A 23,083-nucleotide genomic window follows, 5' to 3' on the forward strand; every position below is an offset into this window, starting at 1 on the left:
CACATAGGCGACCGATTCTTGGGCTGCGTATAGCTTGGCTCTCGTCAAGCTTTTGGACGGCCCGGGATTGGTCATCCTCCGGCGCAAAGCTCTAGCCGGATGGCGGTGGCCCGACAACTTTGATACGTGTCACTTGTTTTTTGTGAGCTGGCTGGCAAAATGTCGACCCGCGAGAAAGGAACTTTCGCTTTCACTTGCGGTACAGGCCTTGCGCCGCAACCAGTGAGATGGAACTCCAACGTGAACGCTGTTACCCCTCCCCATATCCTCAATCCAAACGCACATGACGAGATCGATCTCGTTCAACTCGGACGTGCGCTATGGAAGCAAAAGTCGCTCATCGTTGCAGTCACGCTGATTGTGGGCCTTGCCGGGCTCGTATACGCACTGCTCGCACCTCGCTATTACACAGTTCAAAGCGTCCTGCGGCCCGCCGCAATCAAGGACCTCGATGAGCTGAACCATCTCGGCATCTATAAGCTGTCGCCCAAGCAAGCCCTAGCCCAAGTTGGAGCTGCGCTCGACTCCTATGAAAACCGGCTTGCCTACTTTCGCGACAATCAGCAGTTGTTCGCCGATCTTGAGCAGCCCGGGCGCAGCCTTGAACAGACTTTCGAAGACTTCAATGATCAAGCGTTCAAAGTGCTGCAGCCTGACCCCAAGAAAGCAGAGGGCACCACGCCTTTCATTGGCCTACAACTCACCTTTCCCCAGAAGCTTAACGGTGTAGAGATCGTCAACGGCTTCGTGCAGTACTCATTGGATAACGTCCGGAAGGAAATTGGCGCGGACCTCGAAACGCTCATTGCCAACCGACTCAGCCAGCTGGAAAAGAAAATGGCTGCCGCGCGCGCCAATTACGAGGCAAGCAAAGAAGTCAAAATCGCCAAGCTCACCGAAGAGGACACGCTCAAACGAGCGCAGCTGAACGACGAGCTGGCGGCTCTGCGACAGCAGCTCAGGACCCGCCGCGACAACCGTATTAACCAGCTCAATGAAGCAATTCGCATCGCCACATCACTGGGTATCAGCAAGCCCACTACGCCATCCTCGCTAGGGGCTGCCGAGATGACCGGCCAGGGTAGTGTGATCCGTACCGAAGTGAATAATCAGCAGATTCCCCTTTACTTCATGGGCAGCGAGGCATTGCAAGCAGAGCGCAAGGCGTTACTGGCTCGCCGCTCCGATGACTTTACCGAGCCGCGTATCGCGCAAATCGCCCGTGAACTTAAGTTGTTGGAACACAACCGCCAGATCGAGGTCCTAATCAGCCGGGAAAACGATGATCTCTTCCTTAAAGACCTCGCCGGTTGGCGTGAAGAGGCTGCGCGGTTACGCGCCCTGGCGCTCAATGCCAGCGCGCTGAAGCTGGTTTCCATCGATCAGCGTGCAGTGGAGCCTCGCCGTCCGATCAAACCCAAGAAGGCGCTGATCGTCGCGCTCGCCTTGGTATTGGGGGGCATGCTTGGGCTTTTCATCGCGCTTGTGCGAAATCTACGCAGGCCTGCCACTGCTGCATGACCATCCATCCTTCGGAGCGCCGCTGACGACTTAGCGGCTCCGGAAAGGCGGTAGTATTCCCGCTGATTTTTTAAGTGGACTCGTGCCTAGCCTGTTGCGAGTGCGTTGGCTGACATCGTTAAAGGAATAACCGTGCGCTATCCCGATATCGAACATCACGGCGCTCAGGATGGCGTCACCGGCTCCTGTCATCAGCTGCATATGGATGCGGCCAATAGCTTGCTGATCGATTGCGGCCTGTTCCAGGGCAGCGAAGCCTCGGTGGATGGACGTTCCGGGGCAGGGCGGTTAGCCATCGAGTTTTCGCTGGCTACCATCAAGGCGCTAGTCGTCACTCACGTGCATATCGACCACGTAGGGCGAATTCCTTACTTGCTTGCCGCCGGCTTCAAGGGGCCGATTCTGTGCAGCGAGCCCTCGGCCAAACTTCTGCCCATCGTTCTGGAAGACGCCTTCAAACTGGGTTTCGGCCGTGATCAGAAAGAGGTGGAGCGCTATATCAAGCTTGTCGAGCAGCGCCTTCAACCACTGCCCTACAAACAATGGTTCACTCTCATCGAAACCGATGGGCTTTGCGTGCGTATTCGCCTGCAGCGCGCCGGCCACATTCTCGGCTCGGCGTACGTGGAAATCGACGTGTTCTACCCCGGCACGGGTGACACCAAACGCATCGTCTTTTCTGGTGATCTTGGCGCGCCCCATGCGCCGTTGCTCATGCCGCCTGAACCACCCGAGCGCGCCGATATCCTTGTGCTGGAAAGCACCTACGGTGATCGTCTGCATGAAGACCGCGCCAGCCGCCGTCAGCGTCTGGAAGCCGTCATCGAGCACGCCCTGCAGGATCAAGGCACCGTCCTGATCCCCGCCTTCAGCATCGGCCGCACCCAGGAACTGCTATACGAGCTGGAAGAGATCATTCACGCCCGCTCCGCGGGAGCGGGCTCGCCCGCGAATGCGGCCCAGCCTGAAGAAGCCCCTGTCACCGTGGGAGCGGCTTCAGCCGCGAATAGCGATACCCAGACGCTTAGCCCCAACCACTGGCCCAAGCTCCCGATCATCCTCGATTCGCCCTTAGCCACACGCTTCACCGAGGCCTACCGAAGCCTGCAGCCCTACTGGAATCAGGAGGCGCGCGAGCGCGTCGAAGCCGGCCGCAACCCATTGGCGTTCGACAACCTGATCATGATCGATAACCACGCCGACCATATCGCCGTGTTGAACCGCCTCGCCCAAACCGCACGCCCCGCGATCGTCATTGCTGGCAATGGCATGTGCTCCGGTGGGCGAATCGTTAATTACCTGAAAGCTATGCTGCATGACCCAAGGCATGATGTTCTGTTCGTTGGTTACCAAGCCAAGGGCACGCCCGGCCATGCCATCCAGCAATTCGGGCCCAAGGGTGGCTATGTTGAACTGGATGGCGAGCGTTTCGATATTCGCTCGAAGGTGACCAGCATCGGTGGCTACTCGGCTCATGCGGATCAAAAGGGACTGGTGGAGTTTGTTACCGGGATGCAGGACTGGCCGGAGGATATACGGATTGTGCATGGTGAGCGACGCGCCAAGAAGGCACTAGCTGCTCGGCTACGTGCGGACTATGAGCAACTGAACAGGCCGCTCGTGAAGATCACAGCTACCTAGCAGATAGGTCAGATCGGAATGCTGGCCATGCCAATAAGCCTCCCCGACAATGCCCGGTTTATTAGTCATATCAGACAACCCAGGAAGATAAACGGTACCGGATGAGCAATAAATATAAGCGAATCGCAAGAAGTACGTTAATCCTATATTTCAGGATGATTTTTATTGCCATCATATCTTTTTATACAGTTAGGGTGGTGCTCGACGTATTAGGCGTTGAAGACTACGGCATATACAATGTGGTAGCGGGTATTGTTGCCATTTCATCTTTCATCCCTACGGCGTTGTCGTCTGCCACGCAAAGATATTTTTCCTTTGCGCTGGGTGAAAATAACCTAGTAAAGCTAGAACAGGTATTCAGTACAAACCTGATTATCTATATGGGCGTAGCAGCAGTAGCAGTGCTCCTACTTGAAGCGGTCGGCTTTTACCTCGTTAGCCAGTATTTGAAACTACCGGAGGACAAGGCCGGCAGTGCCATGCTGCTATACCACCTAGCCGTTTTTTCATTTGCTTTCTCCATATTCTCGGCACCCTTTATGGCGATCATCATATCCCACGAGGATATGAATATTTACGCGATTATCACCGTTACCGAATCTGTAGTTAAATTATTGGCAGTTTTCTTCCTGGCGCAGCTGCCTTTTGACAGGCTGGTGGCTTATGGTTGGTTAATGATGCTGGCCGCGCTGGCAGTTATGCTGATGTATATGGTAACCGCCTTCAGGAAATATCCTGAGTGCCATCTACGCAAGCTGACTGCAAACAAGGCTCTGGTAAAGGAGGTTCTGGGCTTTACTGGCTGGGCCGTTTTTGGCAGCTTTACCACAATTATCAGAACCCACGGCGTAACTGTACTATTAAATCAAATGTTCAACCCGACGGTTGTCGCCGCCCGCGCCATTGCGATTCAGGTTGTGAGCTTTACCAATGTTTTTGCGCAGAATTTTAACACGGCACTGTATCCGCCGATTATCAAAAGTTATGCTGAGAATAATAAAACGGAAATGTATCAGCTGGTACTGGACGGCTCGAAGTTGACATTTTTTCTGATGTGGATCCTGCTGTTGCCGATGATACTTAAAATCGAATTTCTGGTAGACCTCTGGCTGAAAAACGCACCAGTTGAGACCTACTTGTTTGCTCAGCTGGCCCTGCTGGAGTCGCTGATATTTGCGATTAGCATGCCGCTGGCCACTGCAGCGCGTGCACCTGGAAAGATGAGGCTATACGAACTGGCATTGGGAACAATCCAGCTGTTGATTTTACCTGTGTCCTGGTTGGTGCTTTATTACGGCTATCCGGCGTACTCGGTGTTTGTTGTGGCTATAGTAGCCAATGTGGCTATGTTCTTTGCTCGCCTGTTTCTGGTCGAGTACCTTACTGGCCTCTCCAGCGTGCAGTTTATCAAGCAGGTGTTATCGCGCGTAACGCAAGTTGTATTTGTTACCGGGTTTGTTATGTACCACTTAGAAGGTTTTTTCCGAAACACCCTTGGTTCGGTAGTGCTTTACGGAATACTCTCGGTCCTTTTAAATTTGGCTGTTATTTTTATTTTGGGCATTGATCGAAAAACACGAGAAAAATTCAAAATTTTCGGTTTAAGATTTATTAAGGCAAGAGCATGAAGATTTTACTATTGGGTGGCACCGGGGCAATGGGTGTTCATCTCTCCAAAATATTGGCAGAACAAGGGCGACATGTTTCTGTCACCACTAGGCGCGCTAAAGAGCGCACCGGAAATATTACATATTTGACTGGCAGTGCGAAGGAACTTGGATTCTTGACGCGGCTTTTGCAGGAAAAATGGGACGTTATTGTGGATTTCATGATCTACAATGAAGCGGAGCTGGAGCAACGAGTGGAAATGCTGCTTGATGCCACCGAGCAGTATATTTTTATAAGTTCGGCGCGGGTATACGATAACAGCGCTGAATGGATCAAGGAAAGCACCACAAGGCTGCTTGATACCATTGAGGACAAAGAATATCTTGCCAAGCGTGAGTATGCGTTAACAAAGGCAAGACAAGAAAATATTCTAAAGAAGAATAAGAACACGAACTGGACGATAGTTAGGCCTTATATCACCTATAGCGAGCAACGCTTGCAGCTGGGGACGCTGGAGAAAGAGGACTGGCTGTTTCGAGCACTCGAAGGAAAAACCATCGTTTTTTCTGAAGACCTTAAAGAAAAGGTTACAACGCTTACCTATGGCTATGATGTAGCTAAGTCAATAGCGGCGTTAATGGGGCAGGAAAAGAGTCTGGGTGAAAGTTATCATATTACCAGTAGTGGCTCTTACACATGGCAAGAGCTACTCGGCGTTTATCTTGATGTGTTTGAAGAAATTAAGGGCTCACGGCCAACGGTCATCTTTCTTGGTCTAAAGGACTTTATAAAATTACAAGGCGGAAGATATCAAATAATTTATGATCGAATGTATCATAGGAAATTTGATAACGAAAAGATAAACGAATTCGTTGATGTCGGCAGTTTTGTGGAAGCCAAAGCTGGACTGACCAATTGCTTGAAAGAATTCTTAGTTAGTCCGCATTTTCAAAATATTAACTGGCGCAGCGAAGGCATAAAAGACAGGCTCGCCGGCGAGCATACATCCTTGCTTCGCATAGAGGGTGCATTAAACAAGCTGAAATACGCACTTTTCCGGTACGTGATTTAAGCAAGGATTATCATATGAAAGAACATTATTCCGACGAGAAAAACGTACAAATACTGGTATCCATCCTGAAGGCCAATGGCATCAAAAAAGCGGTTGTTTCGCCAGGCACTACAAACATGGCTTTTGCAAGAAGTATGCAGAATGATCCATATTTTGAACTGTACTCAGCGGTGGATGAGCGTTCCGCCGCCTACATGGCTTGTGGCCTGGCCGGGGAAACAGGCGAGGCTGTGGTCATCAGCTGTACCGGAGCAACGGCGTCCAGAAACTATTTGCCGGGCCTTACCGAGGCTTTCTACAGAAAGTTACCCATTCTTGCGGTTACCTCCAGCCAGGATATTGCCAAGATAGGCCATCACAGCGCACAGCTGATAGATCGCACGCAGAAGCCAAAGGACGCCGCCAAGCTGAGCGTGCACCTACCGATTGTCAAAGACAACGACGACTTCTGGTCCAGCGAGGTCAAAATCAACACTGCCGTTCTGGAGCTGTTCCGTAATGGCGGTGGGCCAGTGCATATCAACCTGACGACTGCCTATAGCAAAATCTACAACGTGCACAAGCTGCCGTCTGTGCGCGCAATGAAAAGGTTTGTCAGTACGGACGAACTGCCTCCAATAGAGCAACGTAAAACGGCCATTTTTGTCGGCTCCCACCCCCGCATGAGCGAACAACTCAGCGCCGCCATTGACCGCTTTTGTGCAGTCTACGATGCGGTTGTTTTCTGTGACCATACCAGTGGCTACTACGGCAAGTACAAGGTGGTACATTCTATTAGCTCGTCGCAGAGCCACGCCTACTATAAGGCGTTAAAGCCAGAGCTAACGATTCATATGGGAGAAGTGACCGGTGACTACTCAACTGACAGGATTATCGGTAACGAGGTCTGGCGAGTAAACGAAGACGGCGAAATCAGGGATACCTTCAGAAAACTGACCAATACATTCCAGATGCCGGAAACGGAATTTTTTGCGCGCTATGCCGAAAAAAAACAACCAGTTGAAAGTCAATATCTGCATGCCTGGCAGAAACACTTGGCAACCATCCAGCAAAATATCCCTGAATTACCGTTCTCCAATATTTGGATAGCAGGGAAGTCCCACAAAAGCGTGCCGCAAAATTCAGTAATTCATTTTGGGATTTTGAATAGCCTGCGCTCGTGGAACTTCTTTCATTTGCCCGAGGGTGTAATGTCGTACAGCAATGTCGGCGGCTTCGGTATTGATGGTTGTGTATCCTCCTTGCTCGGTGCATCCCTAGCTAACCGTGACAGGCTTTACTTTTGCGTTGTCGGTGATTTGGCATTTTTCTACGACATGAATTCTCTCGGCAACCGTCATGTCGGTAGCAATATTAGGATTATGTTGATCAACAACGGCATTGGTACCGAGTTCAAGAACTTCAACCACAGCGCAGCCGCTTTTGGGGATTCGGCTGACGAGCTCCACGCTGCAGGTGGGCATTTTGGTAATAAGTCAAAAACACTGGTCAAACACTATGCTGAAGACCTTGGCTTTGAATACCTGAGCGCTTCAAGTAAAGAAGAATTTTTAAGCGTCTATCAGCGCTTCTTCACTGACGTGGCCACAGACCGGCCCATGCTGTTCGAGCTGTTCACCGACAGCCAAGAAGAAAGTGACGCACTGGAAGCTATGACGAGTTTCTGCACGACTACTGACAGTAGAGTAAAGCAAGTGGTAAAGGGTATATTAGGTGACAGCGGTATGAAAATAGTAAAAGCTTTTTTGAATAAATAGATTCTAAAGTTACGAACTATTTTTACTTATAGTTATTGAATGATTAATCTATGAATATTGCAATAATGACCCAGCCCTTGGGCCAAAACTACGGCGGCATCATGCAAGCCTGGGCTTTGCAGCAGTTACTCAAGAATGCAGGGCATCAGCCTGTGACAATTGACCGGCAGGCAGATGCGAAAGGCCGAACGTACTATGCCGCTCGTTTTGGCTACCGCACCCTTCAAAAGGTATTGGGCAAGCGAAAGGCACCGATCAACTTTGAGCGTCACTTGCCGATGATTCTGAGGCAGACCAACGGATTCATTGAAAAAACAATAAATATGTCCGAACCTTTGAATAGTACGGCAAAGCTCAAGGCTCACTTTGAGCGTGTACAGTATGATGCAGTTATCGTTGGAAGCGACCAGACCTGGCGACCTTGCTATTCTCCTAATATCTATAATTTCTTTCTAGATTTTCTGCAGGGCTCTAAGATCAAGCGCATTGCTTATGCATCATCTTTCGGCGTAGACGAATGGGAATACACTGAGGAACAGACCCAGCGGTGCGCTATGCTATCTAAGCAATTTGATATTATTAGTGTTCGTGAGAAATCCGGTGTGGATCTATGCAGAAATCATTTAGAAGTAAAGGCTGCTCATGTGTTGGATCCTGTACTGCTGCTCGAAAAGAACACCTACGAAGAACTATACAAAGATAAAAAAATACCCAGAAGGCAGGGCGTATATACCTATATCCTAGATTCGGCTGACTGGAAAAATCAGATCGTAGAAAGGGCCAAGGAAATATTTCAGAAACCACAATTTAGCAATCAGGCAAAAGAAAAATTATCATCAATTGTCACTAGTAACCTAGCTCATTACATGCTGCCCAGTATAGAAAGTTGGATAAAGGGTTTTGCTGATGCTGATTTTGTGATCACCGATTCGTTCCATGGCACAGTATTTTCAATAATTTTTGAAAAACCATTTGTAAGCTTGATAAATCCAAGCAGAGGCGCGTCAAGGTTTTATTCTGTAGCGGATGAGCTTAATTTACGATGCAGAATATTGGAAGGCTATGACGAGTTATCCGTCAATAGGTTATTGGCGACACCCATAGATTATGTCGATGTTCGACGCAGGCTGAATTCGCTACGTGAAAAATCAACGAAAATTTTGATTGAGGCTTTAGAAGGCTCATATCGTTAGTTTTAGCTCGAAAAACGTGTTGGTGCAGCGGCATCAGGTTGTTTTCAGTGTGGACAGGTCATAAGTGAAATTTAGTATAGTGTTGCCTGCTTATAATGTTGGAAGGTACATTGAAAGATGCTTGCTATCATGCATCTACCAAACCTATGACGAAATAGAGATTATCGTCGTTGATGACTGCGGTCAGGATGATTCTATTGATCAGGTAAAGCGTATTGCACAGATAGACGCAAGAGTAAAAGTTGTTCGAAATACAAAGAATATGGGAACCTACCATGCGCGTCGCATGGGGGCGGAGTTTGCTGCTGGTGAATATATTCTATTTTTAGATCCTGATGATGAGTTAAAGAGAGACACGTTAGAGTTGATATCCAACAAGCTTGACGATAAAAAAGATATTGTTGTCTATGGTGTTGAAGTTCTACCTGAAAAACGGTTCTATCAAAATCGTACTGGCTTGCCAAAGTTAATCAGTGAGCATCTGGATTCTAAAAATATAAAAAAAATTTTTTCTGCAAAAGGCTTTAATCTAGGAACGGCAGGTAAAGTATTTAACAGAAAAGTCCTATTGACGGCGTATCGTAATCTTAATGTTCCTGAAAGCTTAAGATTGGTTTTTGCTGAAGATCAGCTTCTGTTTGCTGAAATTTTGAATGTTTCGTCAAATATCTCCCTCGTAAATGAAAGGCTTTATATTTATCATACAAATATAGGCTCTGTAACTCAAGTAGGCACCGATGAAGCCCTAAAATATATGAAAGAGCAAGTAGAAATATGTGCGAGCTTAATTCTGGATAGGGCGAATTCTTGCAGAGGGGTCGCTCATATTTTTATGCCTGTAGCTAATAGGTTGATGGTTGATGCAAGAAAAATTGATATTAGATTGAGTGATTCTTTTTTTTATAATTTGCGCAGTTATTTTTTCATTATCAGGAAATCAAAAAAGATTAAATATCTATTAAGAATAATGGTCTATATAATTTCTGTAAAAAAAATAAAGTTGGTATAGTGCTTCGTATGCAACTAGAAAGATTACTTGAGCCAAGCCTATTTGCGCTTTAAGGCCCTAGATAGGGGGCTTAGCAGCTTGAAGTGCGGCGGAAGAGCAAAGAGGCTTTCAAATCGTTGATCGAGGAAAGTGCGTTAAAAGGGCACAGGCCTCTTCAACTTCGGCAGAAGTAGTAGAGGTTAAATTGTCCTATAGATCGTTGATTTTTACCCCCTCCAAGCAAGATGACAATGTGTCTTCTTCAGCATTTTATTATATGCTTTTTCTAGTTTTGGTTTTGCTGTGGCGTCCCAATTTGGATTTAGGGTTCCTTCTCACGCCGACATATATAATTCTCGTGTTAGCTGTCCCGCTTATAATATGTAAGAGAGGCATCGCCTTATACAGGTTTGATATTTTTTTGTTTGTGTTTTATTTCTTTTCGCTTTTGACGTCCAGTTATGCGCCTGACCCAGGTACTTCCGTTAGATTTTTCTTTGGTGTGATGGTGTTTATAGGGTTGTATTTCGGCTTTAAATTGTCGCTTTATAGGTTGTCGCTGGATGCTGCCTTGTCAGCGTTCGGGAGAGTTGGAAAATGTTATTTCGCGTTTACGTTAATATTTTATTCTCTCGGGTTACTTAGCTTTGTAAGCTGGCAGGAGCACCAGTTATATTACGGGCTTATGGTGGAGCGCGGAATCCCGAGATTAGTGGCGTTTGGGTTTGATCCTAATATGTCTGCTATGACATTGATTCCTTTTATATTTTATTTTCTTTTAAGCAGAAAAAGTTATGTTTGGTTCTCCTTGGGGCTGTTTTTACTTTTCGCGACCATGTCGCGTGGGGCGGTTCTCTCAATGGTAGTAGGACTAACTTGTTTGGCGATTTTTAGACCCACCAGGACGAGTATTGGTGCGATAGCTATTACATTTTTACTCGTAGTGATTGGTGTATTGGGTATGTTGTTATTTGATATGTTACCAATCAACTATTGGGAGCAGCGAATATCTGGGTTTAGCTCTGGATCAGGTAGGATTGAAATATGGCTCAATGCTTTGGAGATGTTTTCGTTAAGACCTGTAACTGGTTGGGGTGGGTTCTCATTTAGAGATGTCAACCAGCTGTATTATGATGATTTTCATTTTGCGCATAATACATATCTAGAAGTGCTAGTTGAATGTGGTGTTATTGGTCTTATTATCTTTGCGACCTCTGTGTTTTTAATGCTAAAACGCAGCGTCAAGATGAGTTCGGATTCTCGCCTTTTGTTTGTTTTGCCTGCGTTTTTTTCGTTTTCAGTATCAATGTTTTTCTTGTCTATTTATATAAATCAAATTTTCGTTTTTTATTTGTCTTTGCTAAATTTTAGCTGTGCGAGGGGGCTAATAAAAAATGGCTAGAGTAACGGTTTTGATTTCTACAATGGGTGAGCGGATAAAAAATATATTGTTGCCTACTTATTGTGACGATGTTTTATATGTGGTCGTCCATCAGCACCCTCAGTCGTCGTTCTTTTTTGCTCGTAACGATGTGCTATATATTCCGTCTTCCGAAAAGGGGTTGTCTAAGAGCCGAAATCTCGCCATGCGGAATTGCTCCACTCAATATGCACTCATAAGTGATGACGACGTCGTGATAGATATACCTTCCTTATTAAACGCTGTTGATTTTGCTGAAAAAAATAATGTAGATATATTGGCTTGTCGATTCTCATATTCGGACGGCACTATGAACTCATATCCTGAGGCTGGGCGTCATTTGGGTATTATGAGCGTCGCGTCAGTATGTTCTATTGAGATTCTAGTAAAAGTAGATTCGTTGCGCCGAAATTTTATTTCATTCGATGAACGGTTTGGCCTCGGTACATCGCTTCCATCAGGAGAGGAGTATGTGTTTCTGACCGATGCGCTAAAGTCCGGACTTGAGATCAGGCATTCGCCTTGCGTAGTCTGCAGTCATCCGCTAGTTACATCCGGTATGGACTTTTTCACCACTAAGGAAAAGGTCTTAGCCAAGCGCGAAATGATAATACGAGTTTTTGGGCTCTGGGCACCCTTTGTAATGATAGTTTTTTTTGCAAAAAAAAGTAAATTGTTGCTTGCTAATAAAAGATTAATTTTCTTTGCAAAAACCTTTTTTCTAGATTGAGGCTGAAAGTATGCATGGTGCGGCATTCTCAGTGATCATGCCGGTGTACAACGCGGTAACTACACTTTGCGAGTCCGTTGATAGTGTGCTTAGTCAGACGTTTGGTGACTTTGAGTTGATCATCGTGGACGATTCCTCTAGCGATGGCTGTCAGGCTTTAATTGACAGGTATGTTAGACAAGATTGCCGTATAAGAGCTATTTATTCTAAAAGTAATCAGGGGGTCGCGCACTCAAGAAACCTAGGTGTTTCTGCTGCTAGAGGGCGATATATCGCTTTTTTAGACTCTGATGATCTGTGGCTTCCGGATAAGCTTGAAGCGCAGTATGCGGAATTTAACGACGGGGCCCGTATTGTTTACTCTTCTTACATTCGTTTTTTCCCGAATGGCGATGAGAAAATAGTTAAGGTGCCGCCACAATCAACTTATAGGAGCCTACTGCATGGTAACTGCATTGGTAATCTCACCGGAGCTTATGATTCTCATGAGCTAGGAAAGTTCTATCAACGGGCAATTGGTCATGAAGATTATCTAATGTGGCTTCAAATTTTATCCTCTGGTGCGGTCGCGAGAGGAATCGAGCGCCCCTTAGCTCGCTATCGGGTTGGAAGTTCTTTGTCAGGCAACAAATTCCGCGCAGCAATTTGGACATGGAAAATATTTAGGCTAGAGCTTGGCTTAAGCCTTTTTGAATCGATAGTCAACTTTTTTTGGTATGCGCGAAGCTCCTTGCTAAAAAGGATTTGATGCTAGTGCTTTAGTTTTTATTTTAGATATGGAGCTGTATTGCCTAGTTTACATGGTTGCGATAAGTGTCGGATGGATTCTATATGAATGTGCTATTAACGGGCTCTTCCGGATTTATAGGGGGGGCTGTGCGTGTTGCTATAGAGGCTCAAAAAAAATTTAATCTTTCTGTTGTCGTCCGAAAAAAAAGTTCTTTGTGCGATTTTTTAGAGTTTCCGATCGATGATCTTTCTGGCGCCACCGAGTGGTCAGCGTCGGTTTCTGGACAGGATACTGTAATCCACATTGCTGCCATTGCTCATATTGTAAGTAGAGATCCATCGTTGTTTCACGAGGTGAACGTGGCGGGTACGATTAATCTTGCGAGGCAGGCCGCTTTTGCTGGGGTTAGGCGTTTCATTTTTATCAGCTCAATCGGTGTGAATGGAAGTATAAGTGAGCGACCGTTTTCCTTTAACGATCAGCCTAACCCTGTTGGGCTCTATGCTTTGTCTAAGTGGGAAGCGGAGCAAGGGCTTTGGCGAATACAGCACGAGACTGGTATGGAGGTCGTGGTGGTCCGTCCCCCTTTGGTCTACGGCCCTGGTGCGCCCGGCAGTTTCGGCAGCTTAGTTCGTTGGATTGGAATGGGCATTCCGCTTCCTCTCGGTGCGCTTCACAATAAACGTACTCTGGTAGGTATCGATAATTTAGTCGACTTGATCATAAGGTGTATTGACCATCCCGCAGCTGCTAATCAGGTGTTCCTCGCAGGCGATGGTGAGGATCTTTCCACCACAGAGCTTCTACGTGGTGTAGCCAATGCCATGGGCAAGCCTGCTCGACTGATTCCTGTACCAGCTGGCTTGTTGCAGTTAGGTGCTACCTTGTTAGGCAAGAAGGCTGTAGCCCAGCGCCTGCTCGGTTCATTGCAGGTAGATATCACCAAGACCTGCGAGCTGCTCGACTGGAAGCCGCCTTATACCGTGGAAGAGGGGCTTCAACGTTGTTTCGAGCCTACCCATTGACGACCGCTAGGTGAATCGTGATTCGATTTTTTGATTTTGTTTTTTCGCTGCTGGGGCTGGTTGTCGGCTTTCCGGTATTGGTGGTGCTTACGATCATCGGCTTGTTCGATACCGGCTCACCGATATTTCGGCAGGTTCGTGTCGGGCGGCATCAAAAGCCGTTTACGCTGGTTAAGTTTCGGACCATGAAGGTGGATACAGCTTCGGTCGCCACACATCTGGCCAGCAGTGCTTCCGTCACTCGTTTTGGTCATTTCCTGCGCAAGAGCAAGCTGGACGAGTTGCCCCAGCTATGGAACGTGCTCAAAGGGGAAATGAGCTTGGTCGGGCCGCGCCCCGGGCTGTTCAATCAAATAGAGTTGACTGAAGAGCGTGCCAAAAGGGGGGTGTTTGCTGTCCGGCCCGGGATTACCGGGTTGGCGCAGGTGAGCGAGATCGATATGTCTACGCCCGCCCTGCTGGCTGAAACCGACGAGCGAATGATCCAGAGCTTCTCGTTGGCCCATTATTTCAAGTACATCTTGATGACTGCGACGGGTAAGGGTGCTGGGGACAGGATCATTCGCAGGAACTAATGTCCAAGATGATTCTGCCGGTTCACCATGTTTGGGCACTACTTGTAACGGTTAGACCCGGCGCAATTAAGAGAAAAGAACAGTGTTGAGGTTAGCTGAAAAACTACGGGCTTCGCTGGTGCGTCTGCCCAGGCAACAGAAGCGTCTGATTCAGGTTTCCGCGGACCTGCTGTTGGTATGGCTGGCGCTTTGGCTGTCCTTCTATCTTCGCCTCGGAAATGCCACTTTCGTAGACCCTCTGGGTGGGCATGCCTGGCTATTCGTCGTTGCACCACTGCTTTCGATACCGTTCTTCGTTCGCTTTGGCATGTACCGGGCGGTCATGCGTTACTTCGGCAACGATGCGCTGATCGCAATTGCCAAGGCAGTTACGCTTTCCGCCCTGTTGCTTTCATTGGCCGTGTATTGGTACACCGATGCGCCCAAGCTGATTCCGCGCTCTATGGTCTTCAATTATTGGTGGTTGAGCCTGGTGCTGATTGGGGGCTTGCGGCTGGTGATGCGCCAGTACTTTATGGGTGACTGGTTTTCACCGAACACGGCCACCAAGTTCAAGGGCAAAGAGGCAGGACTCCCCAGGGTTGCCGTGTATGGCGCGGGTGCGGCAGGCAATCAGCTGGTTGCCGCTTTGCGTATGGGCCGTGCGATGCGCCCGGTGGCGTTCATCGATGATGACCCCAACCTGCATAACCGTGTTATCGCGGGGCTGCGGGTTTATTCGGCCAAACACATTGCTCAACTGGTAGAAGATACGAGCGCGGCGGAAATCCTGCTGGCCATTCCTTCTACTTCGCGGGGGCGTCGTCGCGAGATTCTGGAGATGCTCGAGCGTTTCCCTTTGCACGTGCGCAGCGTGCCGGGGTTTATGGATCTGGCGAGCGGCAAGGTGCAGGTAGAGGACATCCAGGAGGTCGATATTGCCGATCTGCTGGGGCGTGAAGCGGTGCCTCCGCAGCAGGCACTGTTCGAGAAATGCATTCGCGGCAAGGTGGTGATGGTAACCGGCGCCGGCGGGTCGATTGGTTCGGAGCTGTGCCGACAAATTCTCTCGAACAAGCCTCAGGTGCTGCTTTTGTTCGAGCACAGTGAGTTCAATCTCTACAGCATCCATATGGAGTTGGAGCGGTTGATCGAACGGTCGTCATTGGCAACCAAGTTGGTGCCTATCCTCGGTTCGATTCGCAATGCTGATCGGTTGCTGGATGTGATGCGCACCTGGGGCGTTGGGACGATCTATCACGCCGCGGCTTACAAGCATGTGCCCATGGTCGAGCACAACGTAGCGGAGGGCGTGCTGAATAACGTGATCGGCACGCTGAATACGGCACAGGCGGCTGTGCAGGCTGGGGTCAGCAACTTCGTGTTGATTTCCACCGACAAGGCCGTGCGGCCGACCAACGTCATGGGCAGTACCAAGCGTGTCGCCGAGCTTATCCTGCAGGCGCTGAGCCGTGAGCCGGCGCCTGGTTTGTTTGGTGTTGCGGACGGCGTACATCACGTCAACAAAACCCGTTTCACCATGGTGCGTTTCGGTAATGTGCTTGGCTCGTCCGGCTCGGTCATTCCGAGGTTCTACGAGCAGATTCGCGCGGGCGGGCCGGTGACCGTAACGCATCCGAAGATTACTCGGTACTTCATGACCATTCCCGAAGCCGCGCAACTTGTTATCCAGGCCGGCTCCATGGGGCAGGGGGGCGATGTCTTTGTGCTGGATATGGGGCAGCCGGTGCGCATTGCGGAGCTGGCCCAGAAGCTGATTCATCTATCCGGCATGAGCGTACGCTCGGAGAAGTGCCCGCACGGGGATATCTCCATCGAATACACCGGTTTGCGTCCTGGCGAGAAGCTCTATGAAGAGCTGCTGATTGGCGACAACGTAAGCCCCACCGAGCACCCGATGATCATGCGTGCCAACGAGGAGCAGCTAAGTTGGGACCTCCTCAAGAACAGGCTGGCGAAGCTGGTTAAGGCCGTGGATAACGATGACTACCCGCAGGTGCGGCAGCTGCTGCGGGAGGTGGTGAGCGGGTATGTGCCAGAAGGTGAGATTGTCGACTGGATCTATCAGCAGCGTCGGGTGAATCCGGGCGATTAATCTGCAATCGCGCCGGGGTGCTGCGCCTGCTGATTTGACGTTCGCGGGCCTCTGCGGCCGCATTCGCCTGAGATGCTCGTCATCTGAGTACAGCGTTGTAGGGTGGGCTTCAGCCCACCACCATTGCGGACCCTGCTGGGCCGTGGTCGCTCCCTCAGGCCTCCTCACCAGATCTGTCTTTCTCGGCGATCAGTGCCTTGCCCCCTCGTCCGGCATGATCAGCAACTGCTTTTCAAGGTTCCAGTCGAACGGCTCGTCGTTCTCTTCGGCTTCATAGCGGCGTTCTTCCAGCTGCTGGAACATGGCGATTTCGTCATCGGGCATGAAGTGCAGGCAGTCGCCGCCGAAGTACCACAGTAAATCGCGCGGTACTAGGTGGGCGATTTGTGGGTAGCGCTGAAAAACCTGGCAGATCAGATCCTGACCCATGTGGCGCTCTTCTGGCACGTTTTGCAGGTTCATGACCAGTTCGTCGAAGCGCTCCAGGAATAGCGCGTGGCTTTCTTCCGAGACTTGTTCGGCCTCACCCATGGCGAGCAGGATGCCGCGCAGATGGGCCAGCAAGGCCAGGTTGTGATCGTGGTATGGATTGGCCATGGTGCACCTGTGTCGATTTTGGTGGGCGCGATTATAGGCGTGCGCGCCAGTGAATAGGGGTGTCTGGTTGACTCGTGTGGCTGCTGAGGGTTCGGTTTTGTGGATGCGGGGAGACGAGCGTGGTTGGATACCCTGCGAGCCAGGGCGCGCGCATCTTCTGCTTCAGCGGATGCTTTGGCTTTGCGGTACCTCGGGTTGTGGTGCCGAAACGCGAGGCCCGTTGCCGCTCGTTCTACGTTGAGTTGATCGGTCAGGGCTTGCTGGGAATGTTGATCAGGCTGAGCAGGTAGCCGTCGAATGTGGCGAATTGGCCATCGAGTTCTGCACCATTACGCCAGTTTTCGGACAGATCGATCAGCAGGCGGAGGCGAGCAGTTCCTTGAGGCGAGAAGCTTACGACGGCTGCATCCTGAAAGTAGAAACGCCGCTTTACCAGTGGATACAGCGCCTTGAACAGGCTTTCCTTCAGCGAGAAGGTGCGGGTGACGAGTTCGGCGCGTTCGATGTCGCTAAGGGGGGCATAGCATTCCAATTCCCTGGGCGTGAGGATTTCCCCCGCCAGGCGGTCGGCCCGTTCGGGCGTCAGCAGACGCTCGATATCCAGGCCCAGGCCATCCCATTGTTGCCGGCGACCCACTACCGCACCGGCCCAACCTGCGCCGTGTGTGATGGAGCCGACAATGCTTGGCGGCCACTGTGGCGCCCGGTCTTCTCCCACTGGTGGCACGAAGGGCGCGCCGGTCAGCGTGAGTAACGCCTCCCGGGCACAGAAGCGGCCGGCGAGAAACTCCGTTTGCCGTTTGCTGACGCCTTTCTGCGGAGGAATTTCCCAGCGACCAAAATCTTCAGGATCGAGCAATGCCGGATCGAAGCGCGTGCTCAACAGGCGAACGCCGGCGAGCGTTTGAGGCAGCGGCCAATAGTCGACGGGAGCCGAGCAGCAGCGCGGATAGGAAGGTTGGTCGTTCATGCCCGCTATTCTGCCTCAAGCCTCGTAAGGATGCGCTCAGCGCATCGCCGCAACGGCACATCACCAGAGTATTTCCCCGTGTAAGTGCTGCTGCCGCTACAACGCCGGCGCGGGCTAATTGGATGCTGGCTGGGCGCTCTGATTTTCTCCTGTGTCGGTGGATGCTGGCACGTCGGTACCAACGCCATTGCTCCGCTCGGCCCGTTCGCTCGCTTCGGTGCTCAATGCGCCGACGCAGATCAACGTGACGTTATCTAGGTCGGCGTTCCCCTCGCTATGCCCTCGACGTGCCTGCTAGGGTTGAAGGCATCACACAGGGCGGAGAAAACGATGTTCGAGTCAGCTGAAATTGGTCATGCCATCGATAAGGAAACCTATGACGCCGCCGTACCCGAACTGCGCGAGGCCTTGTTGCAGGCACAGTACCGGCTCAAGGAGCAGGCGCGTTTTCCCGTTTTGATATTGATCAATGGCATCGAAGGCGCCGGTAAGGGCGAAACCATCAAGCTGCTTAACGAATGGATGGACCCGCGGCTGATACGTGTCGACAGCTTCGATGTGCCCAGCGATGAAGAGCTTGCACACCCTCCAGCGTGGCGTTTCTGGCGCCGGCTGCCACCGAAAGGGCACACCGGAATTTTCTTCGGTAACTGGTACAGCAAGATGCTCGAGGACCGCGTGCATGGCCGAATCAACGGCGCCGAACTGAAGTTGGCTACGGCTCGGGCGCAGCGCTTGGAGCGAATGCTTTGCGATGAAGGCGCACTGATCTTCAAGTTCTGGTTCCACCTGTCAAAGCAGCAGATGCACGCACGGCTGGATTCGTTGAAGAACGATCCGCTTCACAGCTGGCGTATCAGCCCACTGGACTGGCAACAATCCAAGACCTACGACAAGTTTGTGCATCACGGCGAAAAGATTCTGCGCCTGAGCAGCCGGGATTTCGCACCGTGGTACGTGGTGGAGGGCGCGGATGAACGCTATCGCAGCCTTACCGTGGGCCGCATCGTTCTGGAGGGCCTGCAAGCTGCGCTCGCGGCTGCGGAACAGCCTGCACAGGCGCAGTCACAGCCGCATTCGGCACCGCTGCAGGTTGATCTGGATCACCTGAGCCTGCTCGATAGCCTGGATCTGAGTCAGAAGCTCGGCAAGGAGGACTATCAGCAGCAACTCGCCGCGGAGCAGGCGCGGCTGTCGCAACTGTTGCGTGACCGCCGCCTACGCAAGCGTGGCGTGCTGGCGTTGTTCGAGGGCCATGATGCAGCCGGCAAGGGAAGCGCGATTCGCCGGGTGACCGGCGCGCTGGACCCGCGGATGTACCGGACCGTGCAGATTGCTGCGCCATCGGAGGAGGAACGCGCACAGCCATGGCTCTGGCGTTTCTGGCGGAATGTACCGGAGCGCGGCAAATTCACCATCTTTGATCGCTCCTGGTACGGCCGGGTACTTGTCGAGCGGGTGGAAGACTTCTGCACCCCGGATGAGTGGCTGCGGGCCTATTCGGAGATCAATGACTTCGAGGAGCAGTTGGTCGATGCAGATGTCGTGCTGGTGAAGTTCTGGCTGACCATCGACAAGAAGGCCCAGCTCAAGCGCTTCAAGGAGCGTGAGGATACCGCCTTCAAGCGTTTCAAGATTACCGAAGAAGATTGGCGCAACCGCGAGCGGTGGGATGATTATGGGCATGCGGTGGCCGACATGGTCGATCGCACCAGTACCGAGATCGCGCCCTGGACGCTGGTCGAGGCCAACGACAAGCGCTTCGCCAGAATCAAGGTGTTGCGCACGCTGAACGAGGCGCTGGAGGCGGCGATAGACAAGGCGCGCTGAGGGCTGTTGATTTCAGCCCATGTCGGGGCGAAAAGGTTCGGCGGTTGTCGGGCAGTTCTTGGCGTTCGGCAGCTGGAAACCAGCGCTTGATCGGTGGGCTGAAGCCCACCCTGCAAATTGAATTTGCGCCGGTCGTGGTCCGGGCATCGCTCAGCGTAGGGTCGTCTTTAGCCCCCCGTGAATGCCGGTTTGAGTGTGTTGCACGACAAGTGAGTGCTGCGTGTTTCCACCCAGCACGGCTAATTCAGCGCGGCAGGCTGACGCTCGGAGCATGGCGATCGAGGGGGGCAGGCGACCCATGGTCTTTCATATCCAAACTGAATGGTCGTCGCCAGTGCGGCGAGGCGGCCACTATGCTCCGGTTACCGTCCACCTGGCGGTCGTGGAACAATCCGTGCGCGCCGCGCCGTCACAACATCTCCGCGACCGCTCTTAGTCTCCGAGGTATGCCATGCGTGAACTAGTGATCGTCGATAGCGTGCGGACCGGCCTGGCCAAGTCCTTCCGCGGCAAGTTCAACATGACCCGTCCCGACGATATGGCAGCGCATTGCGTCAATGCGCTGCTGTCCCGTAACGATTTGGACCCCGCGCTGGTCGAGGACTGCATCATCGGTGCCGGCTCCAACGAGGGCGCGCAGGGCTACAACATCGGTCGCAATGTTGCAGTGCTATCGCGCCTGGGCATCGGTTGCGCCGGCATGACGCTCAATCGCTACTGCTCGTCGGGCCTGCAGGCCATTGCTGTCGCGGCCAACCAGATTGCCTCCGGTTGCAGCGACATCATCGTCGCCGGTGGAGTGGAGTCCATCACCCTGACCCTCAAGAGCCGCAACACCGATCAGCTGTTCAACCCGATCATCCAGGAGCGTGTGCCAGGCATTTACCACACCATGGGGCAGACCGCCGAGCTGGTGGCGCGTCGCTACAACGTCACCCGTGAACAGCAGGACATCTATTCGTTACAGAGTCAGCAGCGCACCGCACGTGCCCAGGCTGAGGGGCTGTTCAACGACGAAATCGTGCCGATGAATGTGCAGTACTTCACCGAAGACAAGAACACTGGCGAGCGCACCGTGCACCAGGGCGTGGTTGAGGGCGACGATTGCAACCGTCCCGACACAACGCTGGAAAGCCTCGCTGGGCTCAAGCCGGTCTTCGCTGAAGATGGCTCCGTCACGGCCGGCAACGCCTCGCAGCTGTCCGATGGCGCATCCATGACGCTGATCATGAGCCTGGACAAGGCTATTGAGCTTGGTCTCAAGCCGCGCGCGTTTTTCCGCGGTTTCACCGTGGCTGGTTGTGAGCCGGAGGAAATGGGTATCGGACCGGTTTACGCAGTGCCTCGTTTGCTCAAGGCGAAAGGGCTGCAGATTGCCGATATCGATCTGTGGGAGCTCAACGAAGCGTTCGCATCGCAGTGCTTGTATTGCCGCGACACGCTGGGCATCGATAACGACAAGTACAACGTTAATGGCGGCTCGATTTCCATCGGTCACCCGTTCGGCATGACGGGTTCGCGCACCGCTGGCCACATCATCCGCGAACTGCAGCGGCGCAATCTGCGCTACGGCGTGGTGACCATGTGCGTAGGTGGTGGTATGGGCGCCGCCGGGTTGTTTGAAGCTGTGCGCTAACCCGGTCGATACCGTGTAGGAAACAAAGCGGGCCTGCTACCCAACCGTAGCAGGCCCGTTTTCGTTTGGGCCTCAACACGCCGAACCGTACTGTCTTGCGGCTGGCATGAGCGAAGCTGCTAGACCGGTTTCGTGGCGCGCATTGCGCTGACATACGAAAAAGCCGCAGAGCATCATGTGATGACTCTGCGGCTTTTTTGTTGCCCTGATCATTCGATCAGGTCATGTGTTGCTTAGCGGTTGATGTTGTATTCCGCTGCAGCACCGATACCGATGACGTTAGCCGACGGCAGCAGTTGGCTGATGAAGCGGTTCCAACGGGTGATGTTGGCCGGGCCAACGAACACGACGTCCTGCGGCTGCAGCGGGAAGTGCTTGGCCAGGGCGAACGCGGTCGGCGACTTGGCGTTCAGCTGGAAGACCTTGGCCGGCTCGGTGGCCATGTTTTCCGCACCGCGGATCACGTACAGCGCTTCACCATCGGCGGTCTCCTGGCGAATGCCGCCAGCGGTGCCGACTGCGTCCATCAGGTTCATGCTGGTGGCCTTGAAGGACAGTGCCTGCGGCAGGTTCACTTCGCCCAGAACGTAGATCTTGCGCTGGTCGTTGTACGGCAGGTGCAACTGGTCGCCATCTTTCAGGTAGACCTGATGCAGCCACGAATCCGGACGGTTGAGCGAGTCGACGTCAAGCATGTATTCACGACCGTCACGCTTGAGCGTCAAGCCAGTGAGGTCTGCGGTATCGGTATCCACGCCCGCCTGGCCGATGGCCTGGGTGATAGTCATCGGTGCGGTGGTGACCGGTACTTCGCCGGCGGTGTTGAATGCACCGGAGACGATGATGCGTTGGCTGCCGAAGCGCAGGATGGAAACGTCTACCTGGGGGCTGTCGATGTAGTTGGTCAGGCGACGGGCAATCAGAGCGCGAAGCTCTTCGATGGTCTTGCCGGCGGCATCGACGTTACCGATGTACGGGTAGAAGAGGGAGCCATCAGGGCGCACCAGGCGACCGTTGGCATCCAGCTGCTGCTGCGGGCCGGACGGCGCGGTCAATTCCGGGTGGTCCCAGACGGTGATGTAGAGCAGATCGTTCGCGCCGATGCGGTAGGAGCTGGGCTTGTAGCTCAGCAGTTCCTGCTTGCTCGATGTGCCCATGTCCGAGGCCAGGTCGCCCTTGAGCATCTCAGGGGTGATGCGGATCAGCTGGACCGAGCCGTGTTCGGCTTCAGCGCCATCCTTGAACTCATCGGGATCGAGGTATTGGCCGGGGGCAAAAGCGCAACCCTGCAGTGCCAGGGCGGAAGTAAAAGCAAGAGCGATAAATGGTTTCATGGGGTTGTTCATCCTTGACGGAGTGGTTGTTGTTCAAAGAGTGAGACGGCTTGATTCACTTTTTTGCCTGAGGCATTTGATTTGTGTTTTCGCCTTTCCAAGAGGACCGGAGTCATCACTCCACACTCCTCAGCGACCAAATTGGATCGGTAGCCAAAGTTTTCTCCTTCCTGATTGTTCATCTCCAGCGGCTTTTATATTCAGCTTCGCGGAAGCGTTTTTCTTCCCTCCTGGTTGTAAGCAGCAACCCCTGACTTGGCAGGTTTAATTCTTACTTGTTTATGCGCGGCTGCTGCATTACGACCGGGGCGAGACGGCGCATGTATCTAGATAGATGTTGAATTGCCATCCTGTCACATTC

Annotated in this window: 18 protein-coding genes; 15 read left to right on the forward strand and 3 right to left on the reverse strand. The window is 51.9% G+C overall.

Annotation, left to right across the window (positions count from 1 at the left end; translation table 11 throughout):
- Positions 1-240 precede the first annotated feature (240 nt).
- The 13 genes from SM130_RS08540 to SM130_RS08600 all read left to right on the forward strand — a co-directional run bounded on the left by SM130_RS08540 (position 241) and on the right by SM130_RS08600 (position 16,355).
- Positions 241-1,521, forward strand: a complete 1,281-nt coding sequence (locus tag SM130_RS08540; protein WP_102823666.1) for a Wzz/FepE/Etk N-terminal domain-containing protein — start codon at positions 241-243, stop codon at positions 1,519-1,521.
- A gap of 132 nt (positions 1,522-1,653) precedes the next feature.
- Positions 1,654-3,162, forward strand: a complete 1,509-nt coding sequence (locus tag SM130_RS08545; protein WP_102823667.1) for an MBL fold metallo-hydrolase RNA specificity domain-containing protein — start codon at positions 1,654-1,656, stop codon at positions 3,160-3,162.
- A gap of 101 nt (positions 3,163-3,263) precedes the next feature.
- Positions 3,264-4,790, forward strand: a complete 1,527-nt coding sequence (locus SM130_RS08550) for a lipopolysaccharide biosynthesis protein (protein ID WP_256044891.1) — start codon at positions 3,264-3,266, stop codon at positions 4,788-4,790.
- Entirely contained in the window at positions 4,787-5,842 is a 1,056-nt protein-coding gene (locus SM130_RS08555; protein WP_102823668.1) for a sugar nucleotide-binding protein, read from the forward strand. Before SM130_RS08550 ends, SM130_RS08555 begins: the two co-directional genes overlap by 4 nt.
- A gap of 14 nt (positions 5,843-5,856) precedes the next feature.
- Positions 5,857-7,599: a 2-succinyl-5-enolpyruvyl-6-hydroxy-3-cyclohexene-1-carboxylate synthase gene (gene menD / locus SM130_RS08560; protein ID WP_102823669.1), complete on the forward strand. Its 1,743-nt coding sequence runs from the start codon at positions 5,857-5,859 to the stop codon at positions 7,597-7,599.
- A gap of 50 nt (positions 7,600-7,649) precedes the next feature.
- Entirely contained in the window at positions 7,650-8,792 is a 1,143-nt protein-coding gene (locus tag SM130_RS08565; RefSeq protein WP_102823670.1) for a polysaccharide pyruvyl transferase family protein, read from the forward strand.
- Positions 8,793-8,856: 64 nt separating this feature from the next.
- Positions 8,857-9,801 carry a glycosyltransferase family 2 protein gene (locus tag SM130_RS08570; protein WP_102823671.1) on the forward strand — a complete coding sequence of 315 codons (945 nt, stop codon included), beginning with the start codon at positions 8,857-8,859 and terminating at the stop codon, positions 9,799-9,801.
- 232 nt (positions 9,802-10,033) lie between these two features.
- Positions 10,034-11,182, forward strand: coding sequence for an O-antigen ligase family protein (locus SM130_RS08575; protein WP_146029724.1), 1,149 nt, complete (start codon positions 10,034-10,036; stop codon positions 11,180-11,182).
- Positions 11,175-11,930 carry a glycosyltransferase gene (locus SM130_RS08580; protein ID WP_102823673.1) on the forward strand — a complete coding sequence of 252 codons (756 nt, stop codon included), beginning with the start codon at positions 11,175-11,177 and terminating at the stop codon, positions 11,928-11,930. The genes SM130_RS08575 and SM130_RS08580 overlap by 8 nt, the downstream gene beginning before the upstream one ends.
- A 37-nt stretch (positions 11,931-11,967) precedes the next feature.
- Entirely contained in the window at positions 11,968-12,678 is a 711-nt protein-coding gene (locus tag SM130_RS08585) for a glycosyltransferase family 2 protein (RefSeq protein ID WP_342369141.1), read from the forward strand.
- Positions 12,679-12,761: 83 nt separating this feature from the next.
- Positions 12,762-13,685 carry a UDP-glucose 4-epimerase family protein gene (locus SM130_RS08590; protein ID WP_102823675.1) on the forward strand — a complete coding sequence of 308 codons (924 nt, stop codon included), beginning with the start codon at positions 12,762-12,764 and terminating at the stop codon, positions 13,683-13,685.
- Between the two features lie 17 nt (positions 13,686-13,702).
- Positions 13,703-14,260: a sugar transferase gene (locus tag SM130_RS08595; protein WP_102823676.1), complete on the forward strand. Its 558-nt coding sequence runs from the start codon at positions 13,703-13,705 to the stop codon at positions 14,258-14,260.
- Between the two features lie 82 nt (positions 14,261-14,342).
- Positions 14,343-16,355 carry a polysaccharide biosynthesis protein gene (locus tag SM130_RS08600; protein WP_102823677.1) on the forward strand — a complete coding sequence of 671 codons (2,013 nt, stop codon included), beginning with the start codon at positions 14,343-14,345 and terminating at the stop codon, positions 16,353-16,355.
- Between the two features lie 189 nt (positions 16,356-16,544).
- Here SM130_RS08600 and SM130_RS08605 read toward each other — a convergent pair whose 3' ends face one another.
- Both SM130_RS08605 and SM130_RS08610 read right to left on the reverse strand, forming a co-directional pair.
- Complete coding sequence (locus SM130_RS08605; protein WP_102823678.1) at positions 16,545-16,952, reverse strand: PA2817 family protein; 408 nt, start codon at positions 16,950-16,952, stop codon at positions 16,545-16,547.
- A 250-nt stretch (positions 16,953-17,202) separates the two neighbouring features.
- Complete coding sequence (locus tag SM130_RS08610; RefSeq protein ID WP_102823679.1) at positions 17,203-17,922, reverse strand: 4'-phosphopantetheinyl transferase family protein; 720 nt, start codon at positions 17,920-17,922, stop codon at positions 17,203-17,205.
- 330 nt (positions 17,923-18,252) lie between these two features.
- Between SM130_RS08610 and pap the strand changes: the two genes are divergently transcribed.
- Positions 18,253-19,752, forward strand: coding sequence for a polyphosphate:AMP phosphotransferase (gene pap / locus SM130_RS08615; RefSeq protein ID WP_102823680.1), 1,500 nt, complete (start codon positions 18,253-18,255; stop codon positions 19,750-19,752).
- A gap of 451 nt (positions 19,753-20,203) precedes the next feature.
- Positions 20,204-21,388 (forward strand): thiolase family protein, encoded by a 1,185-nt coding sequence (locus SM130_RS08620; protein ID WP_102823681.1) that lies wholly within the window; start codon positions 20,204-20,206, stop codon positions 21,386-21,388.
- 233 nt (positions 21,389-21,621) lie between these two features.
- On the opposite strand, the gene SM130_RS08625 is transcribed toward SM130_RS08620, so the two are convergent.
- The gene (locus tag SM130_RS08625) at positions 21,622-22,722 is read right to left on the reverse strand and encodes a polysaccharide biosynthesis/export family protein (RefSeq protein ID WP_102823682.1); all 1,101 of its coding nucleotides are present in this window, start codon (positions 22,720-22,722) and stop codon (positions 21,622-21,624) included.
- Between the last annotated feature and the right edge of the window lie 361 nt (positions 22,723-23,083).

The organism is Stutzerimonas stutzeri, from assembly GCF_038561965.1.
Taxonomy (GTDB): Bacteria; Pseudomonadota; Gammaproteobacteria; order Pseudomonadales; family Pseudomonadaceae; genus Stutzerimonas; species Stutzerimonas stutzeri_AA.

What these genes read in the sequence shown, in the direction of transcription:
- SM130_RS08550 (WP_256044891.1), top strand. Translation starts at nt 3,264, where the DNA reads ATGAGCAATAAATATAAGCGAATCGCAAGAAGTACGTTAATCCTATAT.
- SM130_RS08555 (WP_102823668.1), top strand. Translation starts at nt 4,787, where the DNA reads ATGAAGATTTTACTATTGGGTGGCACCGGGGCAATGGGTGTTCATCTC.
- menD (WP_102823669.1), top strand. Translation starts at nt 5,857, where the DNA reads ATGAAAGAACATTATTCCGACGAGAAAAACGTACAAATACTGGTATCC.
- SM130_RS08565 (WP_102823670.1), top strand. Translation starts at nt 7,650, where the DNA reads ATGAATATTGCAATAATGACCCAGCCCTTGGGCCAAAACTACGGCGGC.
- SM130_RS08580 (WP_102823673.1), top strand. Translation starts at nt 11,175, where the DNA reads ATGGCTAGAGTAACGGTTTTGATTTCTACAATGGGTGAGCGGATAAAA.
- SM130_RS08585 (WP_342369141.1), top strand. Translation starts at nt 11,968, where the DNA reads ATGCCGGTGTACAACGCGGTAACTACACTTTGCGAGTCCGTTGATAGT.
- SM130_RS08590 (WP_102823675.1), top strand. Translation starts at nt 12,762, where the DNA reads ATGAATGTGCTATTAACGGGCTCTTCCGGATTTATAGGGGGGGCTGTG.
- SM130_RS08605 (WP_102823678.1), bottom strand. Translation starts at nt 16,952, where the DNA reads ATGGCCAATCCATACCACGATCACAACCTGGCCTTGCTGGCCCATCTG.
- SM130_RS08610 (WP_102823679.1), bottom strand. Translation starts at nt 17,922, where the DNA reads ATGAACGACCAACCTTCCTATCCGCGCTGCTGCTCGGCTCCCGTCGAC.
- pap (WP_102823680.1), top strand. Translation starts at nt 18,253, where the DNA reads ATGTTCGAGTCAGCTGAAATTGGTCATGCCATCGATAAGGAAACCTAT.
- SM130_RS08620 (WP_102823681.1), top strand. Translation starts at nt 20,204, where the DNA reads ATGCGTGAACTAGTGATCGTCGATAGCGTGCGGACCGGCCTGGCCAAG.
- SM130_RS08625 (WP_102823682.1), bottom strand. Translation starts at nt 22,722, where the DNA reads ATGAAACCATTTATCGCTCTTGCTTTTACTTCCGCCCTGGCACTGCAG.